The sequence below is a fragment of the Streptomyces sp. NPDC085937 genome, from assembly GCF_044540535.1.
Taxonomy (GTDB): Bacteria; Actinomycetota; Actinomycetes; order Streptomycetales; family Streptomycetaceae; genus Streptomyces.
Window position 1 is genome coordinate 396,871 of sequence record NZ_JBITSH010000005.1, and the last position, 17,846, is coordinate 414,716.

Annotated in this window: 11 protein-coding genes; 7 read left to right on the top strand and 4 right to left on the bottom strand. The window is 73.8% G+C overall.

The genetic code is table 11. The features are described from left to right. Complete coding sequence (locus ACIF8S_RS14505) at positions 1-1,314, top strand: sensor histidine kinase (RefSeq protein WP_399999434.1); 1,314 nt, start codon at positions 1-3, stop codon at positions 1,312-1,314. A 51-nt stretch (positions 1,315-1,365) separates the two neighbouring features. On the opposite strand, the gene ACIF8S_RS14510 is transcribed toward ACIF8S_RS14505, so the two are convergent. After that, on the bottom strand, positions 1,366-1,860 hold the full coding sequence (locus tag ACIF8S_RS14510) for an SUKH-3 domain-containing protein (RefSeq protein WP_399999435.1): 495 nt from the start codon (positions 1,858-1,860) through the stop codon (positions 1,366-1,368). Positions 1,861-1,904: 44 nt separating this feature from the next. Further along, positions 1,905-2,435 carry a YwqJ-related putative deaminase gene (locus ACIF8S_RS14515; protein WP_399999437.1) on the bottom strand — a complete coding sequence of 177 codons (531 nt, stop codon included), beginning with the start codon at positions 2,433-2,435 and terminating at the stop codon, positions 1,905-1,907. Positions 2,436-2,778: 343 nt separating this feature from the next. Here ACIF8S_RS14515 and ACIF8S_RS14520 point away from each other — a divergent pair, with 343 nt between their 5' ends. From ACIF8S_RS14520 to ACIF8S_RS14530, 3 genes are all read left to right on the top strand, one after another. Next, complete coding sequence (locus ACIF8S_RS14520; RefSeq protein WP_399999438.1) at positions 2,779-3,768, top strand: SMI1/KNR4 family protein; 990 nt, start codon at positions 2,779-2,781, stop codon at positions 3,766-3,768. A gap of 9 nt (positions 3,769-3,777) precedes the next feature. After that, the gene (locus ACIF8S_RS14525) at positions 3,778-6,567 is read left to right on the top strand and encodes an SUKH-4 family immunity protein (protein WP_399999440.1); all 2,790 of its coding nucleotides are present in this window, start codon (positions 3,778-3,780) and stop codon (positions 6,565-6,567) included. A gap of 248 nt (positions 6,568-6,815) precedes the next feature. After that, positions 6,816-7,700 (top strand): cellulose-binding protein, encoded by an 885-nt coding sequence (locus tag ACIF8S_RS14530; RefSeq protein WP_399999442.1) that lies wholly within the window; start codon positions 6,816-6,818, stop codon positions 7,698-7,700. 20 nt (positions 7,701-7,720) lie between these two features. On the opposite strand, the gene ACIF8S_RS14535 is transcribed toward ACIF8S_RS14530, so the two are convergent. Next, positions 7,721-9,337, bottom strand: coding sequence for a cation acetate symporter (locus ACIF8S_RS14535; protein WP_399999443.1), 1,617 nt, complete (start codon positions 9,335-9,337; stop codon positions 7,721-7,723). After that, entirely contained in the window at positions 9,334-9,816 is a 483-nt protein-coding gene (locus ACIF8S_RS14540) for a DUF485 domain-containing protein (protein WP_399999444.1), read from the bottom strand. The genes ACIF8S_RS14535 and ACIF8S_RS14540 overlap by 4 nt, the downstream gene beginning before the upstream one ends. Positions 9,817-10,485: 669 nt before the next feature. On the opposite strand from ACIF8S_RS14540, the gene ACIF8S_RS14545 reads away from it, so the two are divergent. The 3 genes from ACIF8S_RS14545 (at position 10,486) to mfd (ending at position 17,651) form a co-directional block, all read left to right on the top strand. Further along, on the top strand, positions 10,486-11,274 hold the full coding sequence (locus ACIF8S_RS14545) for an ABC transporter ATP-binding protein (RefSeq protein WP_399999445.1): 789 nt from the start codon (positions 10,486-10,488) through the stop codon (positions 11,272-11,274). Beyond that, positions 11,271-13,850 carry an ABC transporter permease gene (locus ACIF8S_RS14550; RefSeq protein WP_399999447.1) on the top strand — a complete coding sequence of 860 codons (2,580 nt, stop codon included), beginning with the start codon at positions 11,271-11,273 and terminating at the stop codon, positions 13,848-13,850. The genes ACIF8S_RS14545 and ACIF8S_RS14550 overlap by 4 nt, the downstream gene beginning before the upstream one ends. Positions 13,851-14,117: 267 nt before the next feature. Further along, positions 14,118-17,651: a transcription-repair coupling factor gene (mfd, locus tag ACIF8S_RS14555; RefSeq protein WP_399999449.1), complete on the top strand. Its 3,534-nt coding sequence runs from the start codon at positions 14,118-14,120 to the stop codon at positions 17,649-17,651. Positions 17,652-17,846 lie beyond the last annotated feature (195 nt).

Consider the following 17,846-nt stretch of genomic DNA (forward strand, 5'->3'; position numbering starts at 1 on the left):
ATGACCACGACGGGGGAAGACCATGTGACGGCCCGGGGAGGGCCCTGGTGGTGGGAGCGGCGGCGCAGTGCCGTGCTCGATGTGGGGCTCGCGGTGGTGTCCGCGCTGGAGTGCGGGTTCGAGGGGGTGCCGTTCGCCTGGGAGGCGGGCATCCCGGTCGCGGTGGGGGTGCTGTTCGGGCTGGCGGCCGGTTCGGTGCTGCTGGTGCGGCGCCGGTGGCCGATCGCGGTGGTGCTGGTGGCGATCGCGGTGACGCCGGCGGCGATGGGGTTCCTGCTGGGGATCGTGGGGCTGTACTCGCTGGCCGCGTCGGATCTGCCGCGCCGGATCATCGGGTCGCTGGCGGGGATGCAGTCGGTGGGTGTGCTGATCGTGATGTTCGTGCGGATGCGGCAGGACATCGCGCGGGGGGACGTGGACGTCGGTGACTGGCTGGTGCCGTTCGCGTCGGTGACGATGGCGCTGGGTGTGACGGCTCCGCCGGTGCTGCTGGGGCTGTATGTCGGGGCGCGGCGGCGGCTGATGGAGAGTCTGCGGGAGCGGGCGGACAGTCTGGAGCGGGAGCTTCAGTTGCTCGCGGAGCGGGCGGAGGAGCGCGCGGAGTGGGCGCGGGGTGAGGAGCGGACCCGGATCGCGCGGGAGATGCACGACGTGGTGGCGCACCGGGTGAGTCTGATGGTGGTGCACGCGGCGGCGTTGCAGGCGGTGGCCCGTAAGGATCCGGAGAAGGCGGTGAAGAACGCCGCGCTGGTGGGGGACATGGGCCGGCAGGCGTTGACGGAGCTGCGGGAGATGCTCGGGGTGCTGCGGGCGGGCGGGGATGCCGTGCGGTCGCGGGCGCGGGGGGCGTCGGTGCCGCTGGCGGCGGTGGGTGTGGCGGCGGCGGCCGCGGCGTCGCGGGTGGTGGAGCAGGAGGCGGTCGAGGGGCCGTCGTTGTCGGAGATCGACGAGTTGGTGGGGCAGTCGGCCGCGGCGGGGATGGTGGTCGATCTGTCGGTGGAGGGGGAGTACCGGTCGTACGCGCCGGAGGTGGAGGCGACGGCGTACCGGGTGGTGCAGGAGGCGTTGACGAACGTCCACAAGCATGCGGCGGGTGCGAAGACGTATGTGCGTCTGGCGCACCGGGTGTCGGAGATCGCGATGCAGGTGGAGAACGAGCCGCCGTCGGGGGTGGGGTCGTCGGCGGGGCTGCCGTCGGGTGGCAACGGTCTGGTGGGGATGCGGGAGCGGGTGTCCGCGCTGGGCGGGGTGTTCGTGTCGGGGCCGACGGACGCGGGGGGTTTCCGGGTGTCGGCGGTGATTCCGGCGTCGTAGGGCGCCGTGGTGCGGCGGGGGCGGCCCGGGGTGGGGGGCTCGCGGTGGGGGTCAGCCCGCGGTGAGGCGTTGGGGCTGGATGCCGGAGACCAGGGTGGCGAGGGCGTGGTCGATGTCGGGGCCGAGGTACCAGTCGCCGGTGTGGTCGAGGGCGTAGACGCGGCCCTGTGCGTCGATGGCGAGGAGTGCCTGGCTGTCGGTCTCGGCGCCGAGGGGGCAGACCTCGGTGTCCAGGGCGCGGCCGAGGTCGCCGAGGGTGCGGGCGAGGTGGAGGCCGTGCAGCGGGTCGAGGTGGAGTGCGGTGGGGGCGACCTGGCGGCCGGGTCCGGTGGGCCGGATGTGGAGTCCGCCGAATTCGGCCCAGGCCTCGACGGCGGCGGGGAAGACGGTGTGCCGGTGTCCGGCGGGCGAGGTGTGGTCGCGGAGGGTGTCGGCCCAGACCTCGGCCTGTTTGATGTCCCAGCGTCCGGGATGCCATCCGGCGGCGCGCAGTGCGGCGTCGACGGGGACGGCGAACCTGGTGGTCGAGGTGCGGTCGGTGTGCATCGGCCCTTCGTTCGTCGAGGTCGTGTGGTGGTGCGGGGGGTGGTTCAGCCGTCGGTGACGGCGGGGTCGACCGTGCGGACGCCGAAGTGGGCGGTGAGGGCGGTGCAGGCGCGGCAGGGGGCGGCGTAGCTGCCGTGGAGGGGGTCGCCGTCCTCGCGGATGCGGCGGGTGGTGAGTTTGGCGTGCTTGAGGGCCTTGCGGGCCTCGCCGTTGGTCATGGGTTTGCGGGCGGCGCGTTTGCTGCGGGCGGCGTCGGCGGTGGCGATGTGCCGGGAGATGAGGATCGTTTCGGCGCAGCGCCCGGTGAAGCGGTCGCGCTGGTCGCTGGTGAGGGTGTCGAGGAAGTCCTGCACGAGGGGGTGGAGCGCGGGGGGTGTGTCGCCGCGGGCGGCGGTGCCGGTGAGGGTGGCGCCGCGGACGGAGAGGGCGGCGGCGATGGTGGGGAGGATGCCGTCGCGGCGGTGGAGGAGGGCGGGCGCCGGGGTGGTGTCGGTGGCGCTCCAGCCGACGCGGGGGTCGCCGGAGTGGGGGCCGCCGGTTGGTCCGGTGTGCGTCCCCGTCTGCGTCGCGTTCATGATCGTCATCCCCTCCCGAGCATCCCCCCGGTGGTCACAGAGTGCCAAATCGGGTGGCGGCTGGGGAAGCTGGGGCGGGGCGACACGCCAGGGCGGGGGCGGGCTGTCACGGCAGGGTGACGACGGGTCACGGAAGCGGAGGGGCGGGTGACCGGTGCCGGTGACCGGCGGAGGCGTACCGCATAGGCTGTCGGCACCGCGATCCGGCGGCGTTCCCGTGTGCGGGCGCCGGGGGTCGCGGAGGCAGAAGCAGTGCAGACGGACGTGACAGTCGCATACGTTCCGTGACGGTCCGACGGTGGGCCGGGGCGGGGCGTACAGAGTGCCGCAGGGGGCAACCGCCATGACGACAGGTCGGCTCGGGCAGACCGCCGCGCCGCCGAACGCGGCCTACGCCGGGCAGGTCGTGCACTTCCCGGATCCGGTGCGGGCGGCCCGTCACCCGAGAGGGGTGCGGGTGGACGAGCGCGGCTACCCCGTTTTCTCGCCCTACGCGCGCGCGGCCGTGGAGATCGCGGATCCGCCGGAGGGTTTCGGTGTCGACGAGCTGCGGCTGACGGACTACGTGTCGGCGAACGCGGCGCTGGCGGCGACGGGTCACGAGTTGTGGGACACGGTGCCGGCGGTGGCGACGCCGCACGGCTGGACGTGGCATCACGTGGCGGGGACGCGCCGTCTGGAGCTGGTGCCGGTCGAGGTGAAGGCGCTGCTGCGGCATCACGGCGGTGTGGCGACGGCGGCGGTGGACCACGGCAAGCGGGGCACGCGGCCGTTGCAGGAGACGCGTCCGGCGCACTTCGGTCTGCCGAAGTCGGGTGTGGCGGTGACGGAGTCGCAGGTGCTGGGGGTCGAGGAGGACCTCGGGTACCGGCTGCCGGGCGCGTACCGGTCGTTCCTGAAGGCGGCGGGCGGCTGCGCGCCGGTGGGTACGGCGCTGGACGCGGAGCTGGGTCTGCTGGTGGACCAGCCGTTCTTCACGGTGCGGGACGAGGCCGCGGTGAACGACCTGGTGTACGTGAACAAGTGTCTGCGGGACCATCTGACGAAGGACTACCTGTGCGTGGCGTTCGTGCAGGGCGGTCTGTTGGCCGTGAAGGTGCGGGGCGAGCGGCAGGGTTCGGTGTGGTTCTGCGCGTACGACGACGTGCGGGACGTGGATGCGTCGTGGCCGCCGGCGGAGCGGGTGGAGCGGCTGCTGCTGCCCTGCGGTGAGGATTTCGACGTGTTCCTGTCGCGGCTCGCGGGGTCTCCTCCGGAGTTGGAGACGGTGGCGAATCTGATGGTGGACGGCGGGTTCGCGCGTGCCGTCCCGGTTTCTTCCGCGGGGGAGTGAGTCGTAGCGATGGTGACGTTCGCGCAGGCGCAGGAGCGCGCGGAGGAGTGGGTCAACGGGGACGTGCCGGCGTACCAGCACCGTGAGGTGCGGGTGCGGGAGTTCGGCCTCGGGTTCGTGGTGTGGGCGGAGGACCGTGCGGACGGGCCCCGTTCGGACGGTGGTGCGCAGCGGCTGGTGATCGCCCGGGACAGCGGTGAGGCGACGCTGTGGCCGTCGCTGCCGGTGGGTGAGGTGATCCGCCGGTACGAGGAGGAGTACGGGCGTGACGAGTCGGCGGCCGAGGAGCCGCCGCCGGCGCCGGCGGCGCGGGTGGACCTGAACCAGACGTCGTTCCTGCTGAGTCCGCCGGAGTGGCTGCAGGAGGCCGCGGACCGGCTGGGCATCCCGGACCGGCGTTCGGAGACGTCGGGCGGTGGGACGGCCGGCGGGTCCGGCGGCGGGTCGGCGGGGGCCGGGTCCGCGGGGGCGGCGGTGCCGGCGCCTTCGGCGGCTCCGGACGCCGGTTGGGCGTCGTCGTCGGCGGCGGGTGCGGGGCGGGCCGCGGGGCCCGCCGGCTCCGGGCACGCCGCGGATTCCGCGCACGACTCCGCCGCGCCGGCGGGTTCCGGTACGGCGGGTTCCGCGCCGGGCGGTTCCCCGTCCGGTGACGGCAGCGGTGCCGCGTGGCCGGCGGCCGGCGGGAGCGGCCCGGACGTGGGCACGCCGTGGGCCGGTACGGACACCACGGCGGACGCGGGCGAGGACCGTTCCGTGCCGCTGCCGGAGACGGTGTTCGCGCCGCAGCTGAGCGAGCCGGCCGGGGACGGTCCGGCGACGCCCGAGGCGCGGACGACGCTGATGTCGGGCGGCAGCGGGCTCCCGGCGACGGCGGTCGCCCCGGCGCTCCCGGACGGCGGTGCGGGGCAGGCCACGCCGCCGCCCCCCACCCAGGCGGGTACTCCCGCGCCCGGCACCCCGGCTCCCGGTACTCCCGCGCCCGGCACCCCGGCTCCCGGTACTCCCGCGCCCGGCACCCCGGCTCCCGGTACTCCCGCGCCGGGCACCCCGGCTCCCGGTACCCCCGCGCCGGGCGCTCCCGTGCCGCCGCCGGCGGTTCCGGGTGTGCCGCAGCGGCCGCCCGCGCCGGACGCCGGTGACATCGCCGACGCCGCGACCAGCAAGGCGGCCCCGCCGAGGCGCGGTCAGGGCCCGACGACCCCGCCGCCCCCGGGCGCTCCGGGGACGCCGGGCACCCGCCCGGGTGGCACCCCCGCGCCGGGTCCTGCGGGCGGTTACGTGCCGACGCAGATGGTGTCGTCGCTGGGTCCGGAGGGACCCGGGACGCCCACGCCGCCTCCGCCGGGCGCGCCCGCCCCGGGCGCCCCGACGCCGCCTCCGCCCGGTGCGCCGAACGCGCCCGGCGGTACACCGCCCGGCGGGATGCACCACGCCGCGACGATGCTCGCCGACCCCAACGCCCCGGGTGCCGGTGCGCCCACGCCTCCGGGACCGCCCCCGGCAGCCCCCGGCGTGCCCGGCACTCCGGGTGCTCCGGGTGCTCCGGGTGTCCCTCAGCCTCCCGGTCCGCCCGGGCAGCCTGGCGCTCCTCAGCCTCCCGGTCCGCCCGGCACCCCGCCGGTGCACCACGCGGAGACGGTGCTGGCCGCGCCCCCGGTCGGCGGTCCCGGCGTGCCCCCGCCCCCGGCGCCCCCCGGTGCGCCCGGTGTTCCCGGCGGCGCGCCGCCGATGGTTCCCGGTGCCGTGCCTCCCGGGACGCCCCCGCCCGGCGTTCCCGCACCGGGGCAGCCGCAGGCGTACGGCTATCCGCAGCAGCCCACCGGTCAGCCGACCGTGGGCCCCGGCTACCAGGCCGTGCTGCGCTACCGCGCGCAGGACGGCTCGGAGCAGCAGCTGATCCGGCGGTCCGCGCCGGGCACGCCGCACCCGGAGTGGCAGATCTTCCACGAGCTGCGCGCCATGAACGTGCCGCCCGGCCAGGTGCTGGAGCTGCACACGGAGCTGGAGTCGTGCGAGCTGCCGGGCGCGTACTGCGCGCGGATGATCCGCGAGCAGTGGCCGCAGGCGCGGATCACGTCCATCGCGCCCTACGGCACCGACCACGCGAGCCGGCAGCAGGGCATGCGGCAGCTCCTCGCCCACCAGGGCGAGCTGCACCAGGTGGCGGACGGGCCCGCGCGTCCGGCGCCGGTGCGGGCGCCGATCCCGCCGGTGCAGCCGGCCCCGCCGATCCCGCCGGAGGCGATCGCGCAGGAGCTGGCCGCCGCGTTCGGGCCGGGGGTGTTCCGGTTCGAGCAGGCGGCGGTGTCCCGGCAGGGTGTGCCGCCGGTCGTGGCGCAGACGCTGGTGACGGCGGGTCTGCCGATGGACCTGGGGCCGTTCTTCTGGGCGCAGGCCCAGCCGGGCCGTCCGGTGCCGACGCTGGCCGAGCTGGCGGCTGAGCGGGCGGTGCAGCCGGCGCCGGACGCGGGTTCGTACCTGGTGATGGGCAGCGACTTCGGCAAGGCGCTCTGCGTGCAGTACGGCACGGCGAACATCGTCGCGGTGCCTGTGGAGGCCGGTCCGGGCGGTACGGCCGTGCCGCCGCAGTTCGTGAACACCGGTCTGCCGGAGTTCGCGCGGTGCCTGGCGCTGCTGGGCCGGATGTGGCGGCTGCGGTTCGGACTGAACCAGGAGCAGGCGGGCCGCTGGACCGTCGACTTCCAGGCGCAGCTGGCCGCGCTGGACCCGGCGGCGCTGGGGTCGCCGGAGAGCTGGTGGTCGGTGCTGCTGGAGGAGATGTGGGACGGGCTGCTGTGAGCCGCCGCCGCTGAGGGAGCACACCCGTGGCCGGGCCCGGTCGTCGTCCGACGACCGGGCCCGGCTTTCGTCTGCCCGCCCGCGGGTGAGCCCCCGAGGCCCTCTCCGGTCCCGCGTCTCGGGGCCGTCAAGCGGAGTGTCGCGTTATGAACACTTCCGTGTCATCCATCAAGATGTGCGCGATTCATCCCATTTCGGGCTCGGTCGTCGTACTGGGCTTCATGTCCGTCGGTGGAAGGGGTTCCAGGGTGAGCAGCGCATCGGTGTCGTCACGGGGATTCGAGATCGTACGGGGGCGCGGGTACCGCCCGTTGCAGGTGATCGCGTACGTCGAGGCGCTGTCGGACGACCGGGACGCCGCCTGGGAACGGGCGGCGCGCCTCACCGTGCTGGCCCGCGAGATGGAGGAGGAGCTGGAGCGGCTGCGGGTGCTGGTGGCGGGCCTGTCGGAGCAGACGTACGAGTCGCTCGGGAACGGCGCCAGGCGGCTGTTCCTGCTGGCGCTGGAGGAGGCGACGGCCGTACGGGAGTCCGCGCGGCAGCACGCGCGGGACCTGACGGACCTGGCGCGCGACGACGCCGCCGGGGTGGAGGAAGCGGCGCGGGCCTACGCCGCCGCGCTGCGTGCCGTCGCCGACGAGTTCGCCCGGGAGCGGCTGGCCGCGGCCCGCGAGGAGGCCGACGAGATCCGCATCGAGGCCCGGCTGGAGGTCAAGGAGCGGCGCTCCCGGGCGCTGGCGGAGGTGCGCCGGATGCGTGAGCGCACCTCGGAGATGCTCGCCGAGGAGGCGGGTGCGCAGGCGGAACGGCTGGACGAGGTGGCGCGCGAGGAGGCCGCGCGGGTGGCCGAGATGGAGGCCCGGCACTCGGAGGCGGAGGCGCGCGCCGAGCGGGTGCTGGCCGAGGCGCGGCAGGTGTTCGCCGACGCGGAGGAGGCGGCCGTGCGGTGCGCGGAGGAGGCGCGGGAGCGGGCGGCGGAGGTGCTGGCCGAGGCGCGCACCCGCGTGGAGGGCGTGGAGCGGGAGACCGAGCGGGTGCTGCGCGAGCACGCCGGCCGGCGGGAGGACGTGCAGGCGCAGATGGATCACGTGTGCGCCAGCCTCAGCGCGCTGACGGGCCGTGCGGTGGAGTGACGGCCGGGGCCGGCGGGGTGTCAGGGCCTTCTGCGGACGGCCCCGGCGAGGATCCAGCCCTCCACCGCCTCGTACTGGCGGCGCTGTTCCTCCGCGCGGGCGCGGCCGGAGGCCACGGTGCCGAGCCAGCCGCAGAGGAAGCCCACGGGGATGGAGAGCAGGCCGGTGGTGGTGAAGGGGAACCAGTTGAAGTCGGCGTCGGGGAAGGCGGCGACGGGCGAGCCGGAGACCAGGTTGGTGCCCGGCATCAGCACCAGGACGCAGAGGGTCCCGCCGATGAGGGTCGCGAGCAGGCCCGTCCGGGTGTAGCGGCGCCAGAAGAGGCTGTAGACGAGGGCCGGCGCGATGGCGGAGGCGCCCAGGCAGAAGGACAGCGTGATCAGCGGGTGCAGGCTGTGGTGCTGCACCAGGGTGGCCAGCAGGATCGCGGGGACGCCGACGGCCACGGCGGACAGCCGCGCCAGCAGCATCTCGCGGCGCGGTGTCATCGCGCGGACGCGGGCCGCGAAGACGTCGTGGGCCAGGGAGTTGGCGCAGGCCAGGATCATCCCGGCGACGGAGGCGAGGACGGTCAGGAAGATCGCCGTGGTGACCGTGGTGAACAGGACGGTCTCCGCGGTGGACACCTCCGCGCCGAACACGGCGCGTGAGCCGAGCAGGTAGGCGGTGTTCCCGCGCGGGTCCGCCCGGGCGACCGCGGCCCGCCCGAGCAGGGCGGTCGCGCCGAAGCCGACGACGGTGATGACCAGCACGAACAGCGCCACCCCCGACACCGCCCAGGACATCGAGCGGCGCACCTGGCGGGCGCTGGAGGCGGTGTACATGCGCATGGTGATGTGGGGCAGGCAGGCACCGCCGAGGACCACCGTGAGGTGGGAGCTGATCATGTCGATGCCGGGGCTCACGCCGCCGGCGAACTGCAGTCCGGAGGTGAGGAAGGCGTCGCCGGTACCGCTGTTCGCGGCGGCCGCGTCGAAGAGGGCGCCCGGGTCCCAGCCGTAGCGGCGCAGGATCAGCGCGGCGACCACGAGACCGGAGCCGAGCAGCAGCACGATCTTCAGGATCTGGATGAGGGCGGTGCCCTTCATGCCGCCGATCGCCGCGTAGCTGATCATCAGCGCGCCTACGCCGACGATGCAGCCGGTCTGCAGGGACTCGCCGGAGAAGCCCAGGATGAACCCCATGAGCTGCCCGGTGCCGGCGAGCTGCACCAGCATCAGCGGCAGCAGCGCGGCGAGGGTGACGACGCTGGCGGTGACACGGACCGCGCGGCCGCCCGGCATGCGGCGGGCCAGCGCGTCGCCCATGGTGAACCGGCCCGCGTTGCGCAGGGGTTCGGCCAGCAGGAACATCAGCAGCATCAGGGACAGGGCGGTGCTCAGGGCGAGCACGATCCCGTCGTGGCCGAACAGCGCGATGACACCGCCGGTGCCCAGGACGGTCGCCGCGGAGATGTAGTCCCCGGCGATGGCCAGGCCGTTGCGCAGGGGGGAGAGGGAGCCGTAGCCGGTGTAGAACTCGTCGAGGTCGTCCCGGTCGGGGCCGGTCATCACGCACAGCAGCAGGGTGATCGTGGCGACGGCGGAGAAGCCCACCAGGGACATGGTCTGCGCGGACTCGCCGAACCGCGGGCTCATCGCGTCGCCTCCCGCCGTGCGTCGACGGCCGCCTGGCGGCGGATCAGGTCGGCGAGCGGGTCGACGCGGCGCCGCGCGGTCCCCTCGTACAGGGCGACGGCCAGCCAGGTGACGGGGACCTGGATCAGGGCGAGCAGCAGACCGGTGGGGAGGCCGTCGGTGACGGTGCCGGTCATGAAGGACGGCGCGAACGCCGACAGCACGAGAAAGAGGACGAAGTAGCCGAGCGCGGTGAGGGTGGCGGTGCGGCGCTGCCACCGGTAGGCGCCGCGCAGCCGGCGCAGGTCGCTGTGGTGTCCCAGCGGGGCGTGCCGGGGTGCCCGGTGCGGCCTGGGCGGGGGCGGGGCCGGCGGCTGCCAGGGGTAGGTGCGGTGGATGGGGGAGACGTGGGGAGGGCCGGCGTACGGGGAGCCGGGGTGGGGGTGCGGGTCGTACGGGCGTCGGGGGTGGCGGGGGTTCGGCCAGGGGTCGGCGGGCATCCCGTGCTCCTTGCGCGGTTCGGGTCCGGGTAGGGACCGCAGGGAGGGGGGTGGGGAGCGGAGCCCGCACGTTACTCGCGCGTAGTGGCCTGCGCGACGGTTTGGCCGAACTGGCCGGCCGGTATGCGCTTACGTCGGCGGCACAGGCCCTGAGCTGGGGTGTTACCCGGATTAACTCCGACTTTTGCGCCGTTCCCGGGTTTCCCGGCCCGCCCCTGGGTGGGGGTGCGCTTGACCCTGACGCGGCGGCAGGGGGAAGTCTGGGCGTGCCGGCGGTGGGCGCCCGGACGGGGCGGCGAGGAGGAGTCCGGGCGCACCGGAGGGAGGAGGCGACCCCGAGACGTACTCAGCCCCAGGGGGGAGAGCCCCTAGGGGCACCTCCGTACTACGGCTCGGGGAGGGGTCGTACCGCCGGAGGACGCAAGGGGGCCGGCTCCGTCCTTAACCTGGCTTTACGCCGCCGGGGGGTGGCGGAGCACAGCACCGGGGGTGGGGTTTTCCTCAGGGAAAGACTGCGCTGAACACCAGCGCGCCGAACCCCCTCCCGCCGCGAGACTGAAGCACGCACCGAGCACCACGCACCGAGCACGACGCGCAGGCGGCCGCCGAGGACCAGGGCGGTCCGCCGGGGCACCGCTCTGCCTTGACGACTGACATAGGAGACATACCGTGACAACGGCTGTGACCATTCCCAGGCACGGGGGTACTGGAGGGACTACGGCCGTTGCCGCGCGGGCGCGGCAGGTCGTGAAGGCGTACGGGTCGGGGGAGACCCGCGTCGTCGCCCTGGACCACGTCGACGTGGACATCGCCCGCGGACAGTTCACCGCGATCATGGGCCCCTCGGGGTCCGGCAAGTCCACGCTGATGCACTGCCTCGCCGGGCTCGACACCGTGACGAGCGGTCAGATCTACCTGGACGACACCGAGATCACCGGGCTCAAGGACAAGAAGCTCACCCGGCTGCGCCGCGACCGGATCGGCTTCATCTTCCAGGCGTTCAACCTGCTCCCGACGCTCAACGCGCTCGAGAACATCACGCTCCCCATGGACATCGCCGGCCGCAAGCCCGACCAGAAGTGGCTGGACCGGGTGGTGGAGACCGTCGGCCTCGCCGGGCGGCTCAAGCACCGGCCGACGCAGCTCTCCGGCGGCCAGCAGCAACGGGTCGCCGTGGCGCGGGCGCTGGCCGCCCGGCCGGAGATCATCTTCGGTGACGAGCCGACCGGCAACCTCGACTCCCGCGCCGGCGCCGAGGTGCTGGGCTTCCTGCGCCGCTCGGTCGACGAGCTGGGCCAGACCATCGTGATGGTCACCCACGACCCCGTCGCCGCCTCCTACGCGGACCGGGTGCTGTACCTCGCCGACGGCCGCATCGTCGACGAGATGCTCCAGCCCACCGCCGAGCAGGTCCTGGACCGCATGAAGGACTTCGACGCCCGGGGGCGCACGTCATGACCGTGCTCAAGACCTCGATGCGCAACTTCCTCGCGCACAAGGGACGCATGGCGCTGTCCGCGGTGGCGGTGCTGCTGTCGGTCGCGTTCGTCTGCGGGACGCTGGTGTTCACGGACACCATGGGCACCACCTTCGACAAGCTGTTCGCGGCGACCTCCTCGGACGTCACCGTCAGCTCCAAGGACGCCGACGACGGCGGCGAGACGACCGCCGGCAACGGCAGGCCGCCGGTGATCCCGGCGGCCGTGGTCGACCAGGTGCGCGGCGCGCAGGGCGTGAAGTCGGCCGAGGGCGCGGTGTTCTCCACCTCCGTGACCGTCGTCGACGGCGACAAGGACAGCCTCTCGCCCACCAGCGGCGGCCCGACCATCGTCGGCAGCTGGAACGCCAACGACGCCCGCACCATGGAGATCACCGACGGTGCGGCCCCCAGGGGCGCGGACCAGATCATGGTCGACGCCGACACCGCCGACAAGCACCACCTGGCGCTCGGCGACGAGATCGGCGTGATCAGCGCCCTCGGCACCCACACCGCGAAGATCTCCGGCATCGCCGACTTCACCGTCACCAACCCCGGTGCCGCGATCTTCTTCCTGGACACGGCGACCGCCCAGCGGGCCCTGGTCGGCGAGAGCGGCGTCTACACCAACGTCAACGTCACCGCCGCGGCCGGCGTCAGCGACGACCAGCTGAAGCGCAACGTCCTGACCGCGCTCGGCACCGACTACAAGGTGCAGACCGCCAAGGAGAGCGCGGACGCCAACAAGGAGAGCGTCGGCGACTTCATGGGCGTCCTGAAGTACGCGATGCTCGGCTTCGCCGGGATCGCCTTCCTCGTCGGCATCTTCCTGATCATCAACACCTTCTCCATGCTGGTCGCCCAGCGCACCCGGGAGATCGGTCTGATGCGGGCCATCGGCTCCTCCCGCAAGCAGGTCAACCGGTCCGTGCTGATCGAGGCGCTGCTGCTCGGCGTCGTCGGATCGGTCCTCGGCGTCGGCGCGGGTATCGGCCTCGCGGTCGGCCTGATGAAGCTGATGGGTCTCATGGGCATGGAGCTGTCCACCGGCGACCTCACGATCGCCTGGACCACCCCCGCGCTCGGCCTGCTCCTCGGCGTGGTCGTCACCGTCCTCGCCGCCTACCTGCCCGCCCGGCGGGCCGGGAAGATCTCCCCGATGGCCGCGCTGCGCGACGCCGGCACCCCGGCCGACGCCAAGGCCGGCCGCATCCGGGGCCTGACCGGCCTGGTCCTCACCGGCGCCGGCGGCTACACCCTCTACCTGGCGGGCAGCGCGGACAAGGCCACCGAGGGCTCGCTCTGGCTGGGCCTGGGCGTGGTGCTGTCCCTCATCGGCTTCGTCGTCGTCGGCCCGGTGCTCGCGAGCGGCGTGGTCCGGGTCCTCGGCGCGGTCCTGCTGCGTGCCTTCGGCCCCGTGGGCCGCATGGCCGAACGCAACGCCCTGCGCAACCCGCGCCGCACCGGCGCCACCGGCGCCGCGCTGATGATCGGGCTCGCGCTGGTGGCGTGCCTGTCCGTGGTCGGCTCCTCCATGGTCGCCTCGGCCGGCGAGGAACTCGACAAGGCGGTCGGCACGGACTTCATCATCCAGAACGACCAGGGGCAGCTGGTCACCCCGGAGGCCGTCGAGGCCGTGCGGTCGACACCGGGCGTGGCCCGGGTCACCGAGTACAAGTGGACCCAGGCCGACTTCACCACGCCCGACGGGAAGACCAGCGACGACACCGCGATCACCGCCGCCGACCCGACGTACGCCACCGACCTGCGGGTCGAGACCGTCGCCGGCAAGCTCGAGGACGCCTACCTGCCCGGATCGATGTCCGTGCACGAGAACTTCGCGAAGGACCACGACGTCACCCTCGGCTCGAAGATCGAGGTCGCCTTCGAGGACGGCACGACCGGCTCCCTGACGGTCCGCGCGATCACCAGCAGCGAGGGCGTGGTCGACGCGGGCGCGATGTACACGTCCATCGACACCCTCGCCCGGCACGTCCCGGCCGCGAAGATGCCGCTGGACCAGCTGGTCTTCGTCTCGGCCGAGGACGGACAGAAGGACGCCGCCTACGCGGCGCTCAAGGAGTCGCTGGACGGCTTCCCGCAGTACCAGGTGCGCGACCAGACCGACTACAAGGAGGCCCTGCAGGACCAGATCGGCCAGCTGCTGAACATGGTCTACGGCCTGCTGGCCCTGGCGATCGTCGTCGCGGTCCTCGGCGTGGTGAACACCCTGGCCCTGTCGGTGGTGGAGCGCACCAGGGAGATCGGCCTGATGCGGGCCATCGGCCTCTCGCGCCGCCAGCTGCGCCGCATGATCCGCATGGAGTCGGTCGTGATCGCCCTCTTCGGTGCCCTGCTGGGTCTCGGACTGGGCCTCGGCTGGGGCGCCACCGCGCAGCAGCTGCTCGCCCTGGAGGGCCTGAAGGTCCTCGACATCCCCTGGCCCACGATCGCCGGCGTGTTCGTCGGGTCGGCCTTCGTCGGCCTGTTCGCCGCGCTGGTCCCGGCCTTCCGGGCCGGCCGGATGAACGTCCTGAACGCCATCGCCACCGACTAGGGGCGCGGACCCCCGCACATGGGGGTCCCCGCCTGGCCCCCGCACGGGGGGCCGCCCGGTCACCGCACACGGGGGTTGCGGGGAGACCGGCGCCGGGAAGTCCGCATCAGGACTTCCCGGCGCCGGTGCGTGCGCCCCGACCCGGGTACTCGTGGTTGTCCACAGCCCCGGCGGCCGTGGGCGGGGCGACGTACCCTGGACACCCCCGGCCCGCGGCGCGCGTCGGGCCCGTCGTGTTGCACACCCCGGAAGGGATCTCCGCCCCGCATGAGCCTGCACGGTCTGCTCGACGCCGTCGTCAAGGACACCGCCCTCGCGGAAGCGGTCACGGCCGCCACCGACGGCAACCGCATGCACGTCGACCTGGTCGGTCCGCCCGCGGCCCGTCCCTTCGCGGTCGCCGCCCTGGCCCGGGACACCGGCCGCCCCGTGCTGGCCGTGACGGCGACCGGGCGCGAGGCGGAGGACCTGGCGGCCGCCCTGCGCTCGTTGCTGCCGTCCGAGGGCATCGTGGAGTACCCGTCGTGGGAGACGCTCCCGCACGAGCGGCTCAGCCCCCGCAGCGACACCGTCGGCCGCCGCCTCGCCGTCCTGCGGCGCCTGGCCCACCCGCGCCCCGACGACCCCGAGACCGGCCCGGTCTCCGTCGTCGTCGCACCCGTGCGTTCCGTGCTCCAGCCGCAGGTCAAGGGCCTGGGCGACCTGGAGCCCGTCGCGCTGCGCAGCGGACAGAGCGCCGATCTGAACGAGATCGTCGAAGCCCTCGCCGCCGCCGCGTACGCGCGCGTGGAGCTGGTCGAGAAGCGCGGCGAGTTCGCCGTGCGCGGCGGCATCCTCGACGTGTTCCCGCCCACCGAGGAACACCCCCTTCGGGTGGAGTTCTGGGGCGACGACGTCGAGGAGATCCGCTACTTCAAGGTCGCCGACCAGCGCTCCCTGGAGGTCGCCGAACACGGCCTGTGGGCCCCGCCCTGCCGTGAGCTGCTGCTGACGCCCCAGGTCCGGGAGCGGGCCGCCGCCCTCGCCGAGGAACACCCCGAACTGGGCGAACTGCTCGGCAAGATCGCCGAGGGCATCGCGGTGGAGGGCATGGAGTCCCTCGCCCCGGTCCTCGTCGACGACATGGAACTGCTGCTGGACGTGCTGCCCAAGGGCGCCATGGCCGTGGTGTGCGACCCGGAGCGGGTGCGCACGCGCGCGTCCGACCTGGTCGCCACCTCGCAGGAGTTCCTCCAGGCCTCCTGGGCGGCCACCGCCGGCGGCGGCGAGGCGCCCATCGACGTCGGCGCGGCCTCCCTGTGGGCCCTCGCCGACGTCCGGGACCGGGCCCGCGAGCTGGACATGATGTGGTGGACGGTGTCCCCGTTCGCCGCCGACGAGGAGCTCGACGGCGACACCCTCAAGCTCGGCATGCACGCCCCGGAGACCTACCGGGGCGACACCGCGCGGGCGCTCGCCGACACCAAGGGCTGGCTCGCCGACGGCTGGCGCGCGGTCTACGTCACCGAGGGGCAGGGGCCGGCGTCCCGCACCGTCGAGGTGCTCGGCGGCGAGGGCATCGCCGCCCGCCTGGACGGCGACCTGGGCGAGCTCACCCCGTCCGTCGTGCACGTCTCCTGCGGCTGCATCGACCACGGCTTCATCGACCCGGTGCTCAAGCTCGCCGTGCTCACCGAGACCGACCTCACCGGCCAGAAGGCGTCCGGCCGCGAGGGCGCCCGGATGCCCGCCCGGCGCCGCAAGACCATCGACCCGCTCACCCTCGAGGCGGGCGACCACATCGTCCACGAGCAGCACGGCGTGGGCCGCTACATCGAGATGGTGCAGCGCACCGTGCAGGGCGCCACCCGCGAGTACCTGGTCGTGGAGTACGCCCCCGCCAAGCGCGGCCAGCCCGGCGACCGGCTGTACATCCCCACCGACCAGCTGGAGCAGATCACCAAGTACGTCGGCGGCGAGGCGCCCACCCTGCACCGGCTCGGCGGCGCCGACTGGACCAAGACCAAGGCGCGCGCCAAGAAGGCCGTCAAGGAGATCGCCGCCGACCTGATCAAGCTGTACAGCGCCCGCATGGCCGCCCCGGGGCACGCCTTCGGCGGCGACACGCCCTGGCAGCGCGAGCTGGAGGACGCCTTCCCCTACGCGGAGACGCCCGACCAGCTCACCACGATCGCCGAAGTCAAGGAGGACATGGAGAAGTCGGTCCCGATGGACCGCCTGATCTGCGGCGACGTCGGCTACGGCAAGACGGAGATCGCGGTGCGGGCCGCGTTCAAGGCCGTCCAGGACGGCAAGCAGGTCGCCGTCCTCGTCCCCACCACGCTGCTGGTGCAGCAGCACTTCGGGACGTTCAGCGAGCGGTACGCGCAGTTCCCGGTGACCGTGAAGGCGCTGTCCCGCTTCCAGACGGACACCGAGGCCAAGGCGGTCCTGGAGGGCCTGCGGGAGGGCTCGGTGGACGTCGTCATCGGCACGCACCGGCTGTTCTCCTCCGAGACCAAGTTCAAGGACCTGGGCCTGGTCATCGTCGACGAGGAGCAGCGGTTCGGCGTCGAGCACAAGGAGCAGCTGAAGAAGCTGCGCGCCAACGTCGACGTGCTGACCATGTCCGCCACCCCCATCCCGCGCACCCTGGAGATGGCGGTCACCGGCATCCGCGAGATGTCGACGATCACGACCCCGCCGGAGGAGCGCCACCCGGTGCTCACCTTCGTCGGCCCCTACGAGCAGAAGCAGATCGGCGCCGCCATCCGCCGTGAGCTGCTGCGCGAGGGCCAGGTCTTCTACATCCACAACCGGGTCGAGTCCATCGACCGGGCGGCGGCGAGGCTGCGTGAGATCGTGCCCGAGGCGCGCATCGCGACCGCGCACGGCCAGATGTCGGAGCAGGCGCTCGAACAGGTCGTCGTCGACTTCTGGGAGAAGAAGTTCGACGTGCTGGTGTCGACGACGATCGTCGAGTCCGGCATCGACATCTCCAACGCCAACACCCTGATCGTGGAGCGCGGCGACAACTTCGGCCTCAGCCAGCTGCACCAGCTGCGCGGCCGGGTCGGCCGCGGCCGGGAGCGCGGGTACGCGTACTTCCTGTACCCGCCGGAGAAGCCGCTGACGGAGACCGCGCACGAGCGGCTGGCGACCATCGCCCAGCACACCGAGATGGGCGCCGGCATGTACGTGGCGATGAAGGACCTGGAGATCCGCGGCGCGGGCAACCTGCTCGGCGGCGAGCAGTCCGGCCACATCGCGGGCGTCGGCTTCGACCTGTACGTGCGGATGGTCGGCGAGGCGGTCGCCGACTACCGGCGCCAGCTGGAGACCGGCGAGATCGAGGAGGAGCCGCCGCTCGAGGTCAAGATCGAGCTGCCCGTCGACGCGCACGTCCCGCACGACTACGCGCCCGGCGAGCGGCTGCGCCTCCAGGCGTACCGGGCGATCGCCTCCGCGAACTCCGAGGAGGACGTCAAGGCCGTCCGCGAGGAGCTGGTCGACCGCTACGGCAAGCTGCCGGAGCCGGTGGAGAACCTGCTGCTGGTGGCGGGCCTGAGGATGCTCGCCCGGGCCTGCGCGGTCGGCGAGGTCGTGCTGCAGGGCAACAACATCCGGTTCGCGCCGGTGGAGCTGCGCGAGTCGCAGGAGCTGCGGCTGAAGCGCCTGTACCCGGGCACGGTCATCAAGGCGAACGCCCACCAGGTGCTGGTGCCGCGTCCGAAGACGGCGAAGGTGGGCGGGAAGCCGCTCGTCGGCCGGGACCTGCTGGGCTGGGTCGGGGAGTTCCTGACCTCGGTGCTGGGATCCTGACGACGCCTCCGGTCGGGGCGGCGTCCTGACCGGCGGCCGTCGCGCCCACCACCGGAGCACGCGGGGCCGTGCCCCCCCCCCCCCCCCGGGGGGGGGCGGCCCCCCCCCCGGTGTGAGCCCCACGGCGGGTAGGGGCGGGCGCGGGCCCAGACGCGCCCGCCCCCAGCCCGCTGCAGCCCCGGGGAGATGTGGTGC

Excerpts from the sequence above, each read along its gene's own strand:
- ACIF8S_RS14505 (WP_399999434.1), top strand. The coding sequence starts at position 1 with ATGACCACGACGGGGGAAGACCATGTGACGGCCCGGGGAGGGCCCTGG.
- ACIF8S_RS14510 (WP_399999435.1), bottom strand. The coding sequence starts at position 1,860 with ATGCACACCGACCGCACCTCGACCACCAGGTTCGCCGTCCCCGTCGAC.
- ACIF8S_RS14515 (WP_399999437.1), bottom strand. The coding sequence starts at position 2,435 with ATGAACGCGACGCAGACGGGGACGCACACCGGACCAACCGGCGGCCCC.
- ACIF8S_RS14520 (WP_399999438.1), top strand. The coding sequence starts at position 2,779 with ATGACGACAGGTCGGCTCGGGCAGACCGCCGCGCCGCCGAACGCGGCC.
- ACIF8S_RS14525 (WP_399999440.1), top strand. The coding sequence starts at position 3,778 with ATGGTGACGTTCGCGCAGGCGCAGGAGCGCGCGGAGGAGTGGGTCAAC.
- ACIF8S_RS14535 (WP_399999443.1), bottom strand. The coding sequence starts at position 9,337 with ATGAGCCCGCGGTTCGGCGAGTCCGCGCAGACCATGTCCCTGGTGGGC.
- ACIF8S_RS14540 (WP_399999444.1), bottom strand. The coding sequence starts at position 9,816 with ATGCCCGCCGACCCCTGGCCGAACCCCCGCCACCCCCGACGCCCGTAC.
- ACIF8S_RS14550 (WP_399999447.1), top strand. The coding sequence starts at position 11,271 with ATGACCGTGCTCAAGACCTCGATGCGCAACTTCCTCGCGCACAAGGGA.
- mfd (WP_399999449.1), top strand. The coding sequence starts at position 14,118 with ATGAGCCTGCACGGTCTGCTCGACGCCGTCGTCAAGGACACCGCCCTC.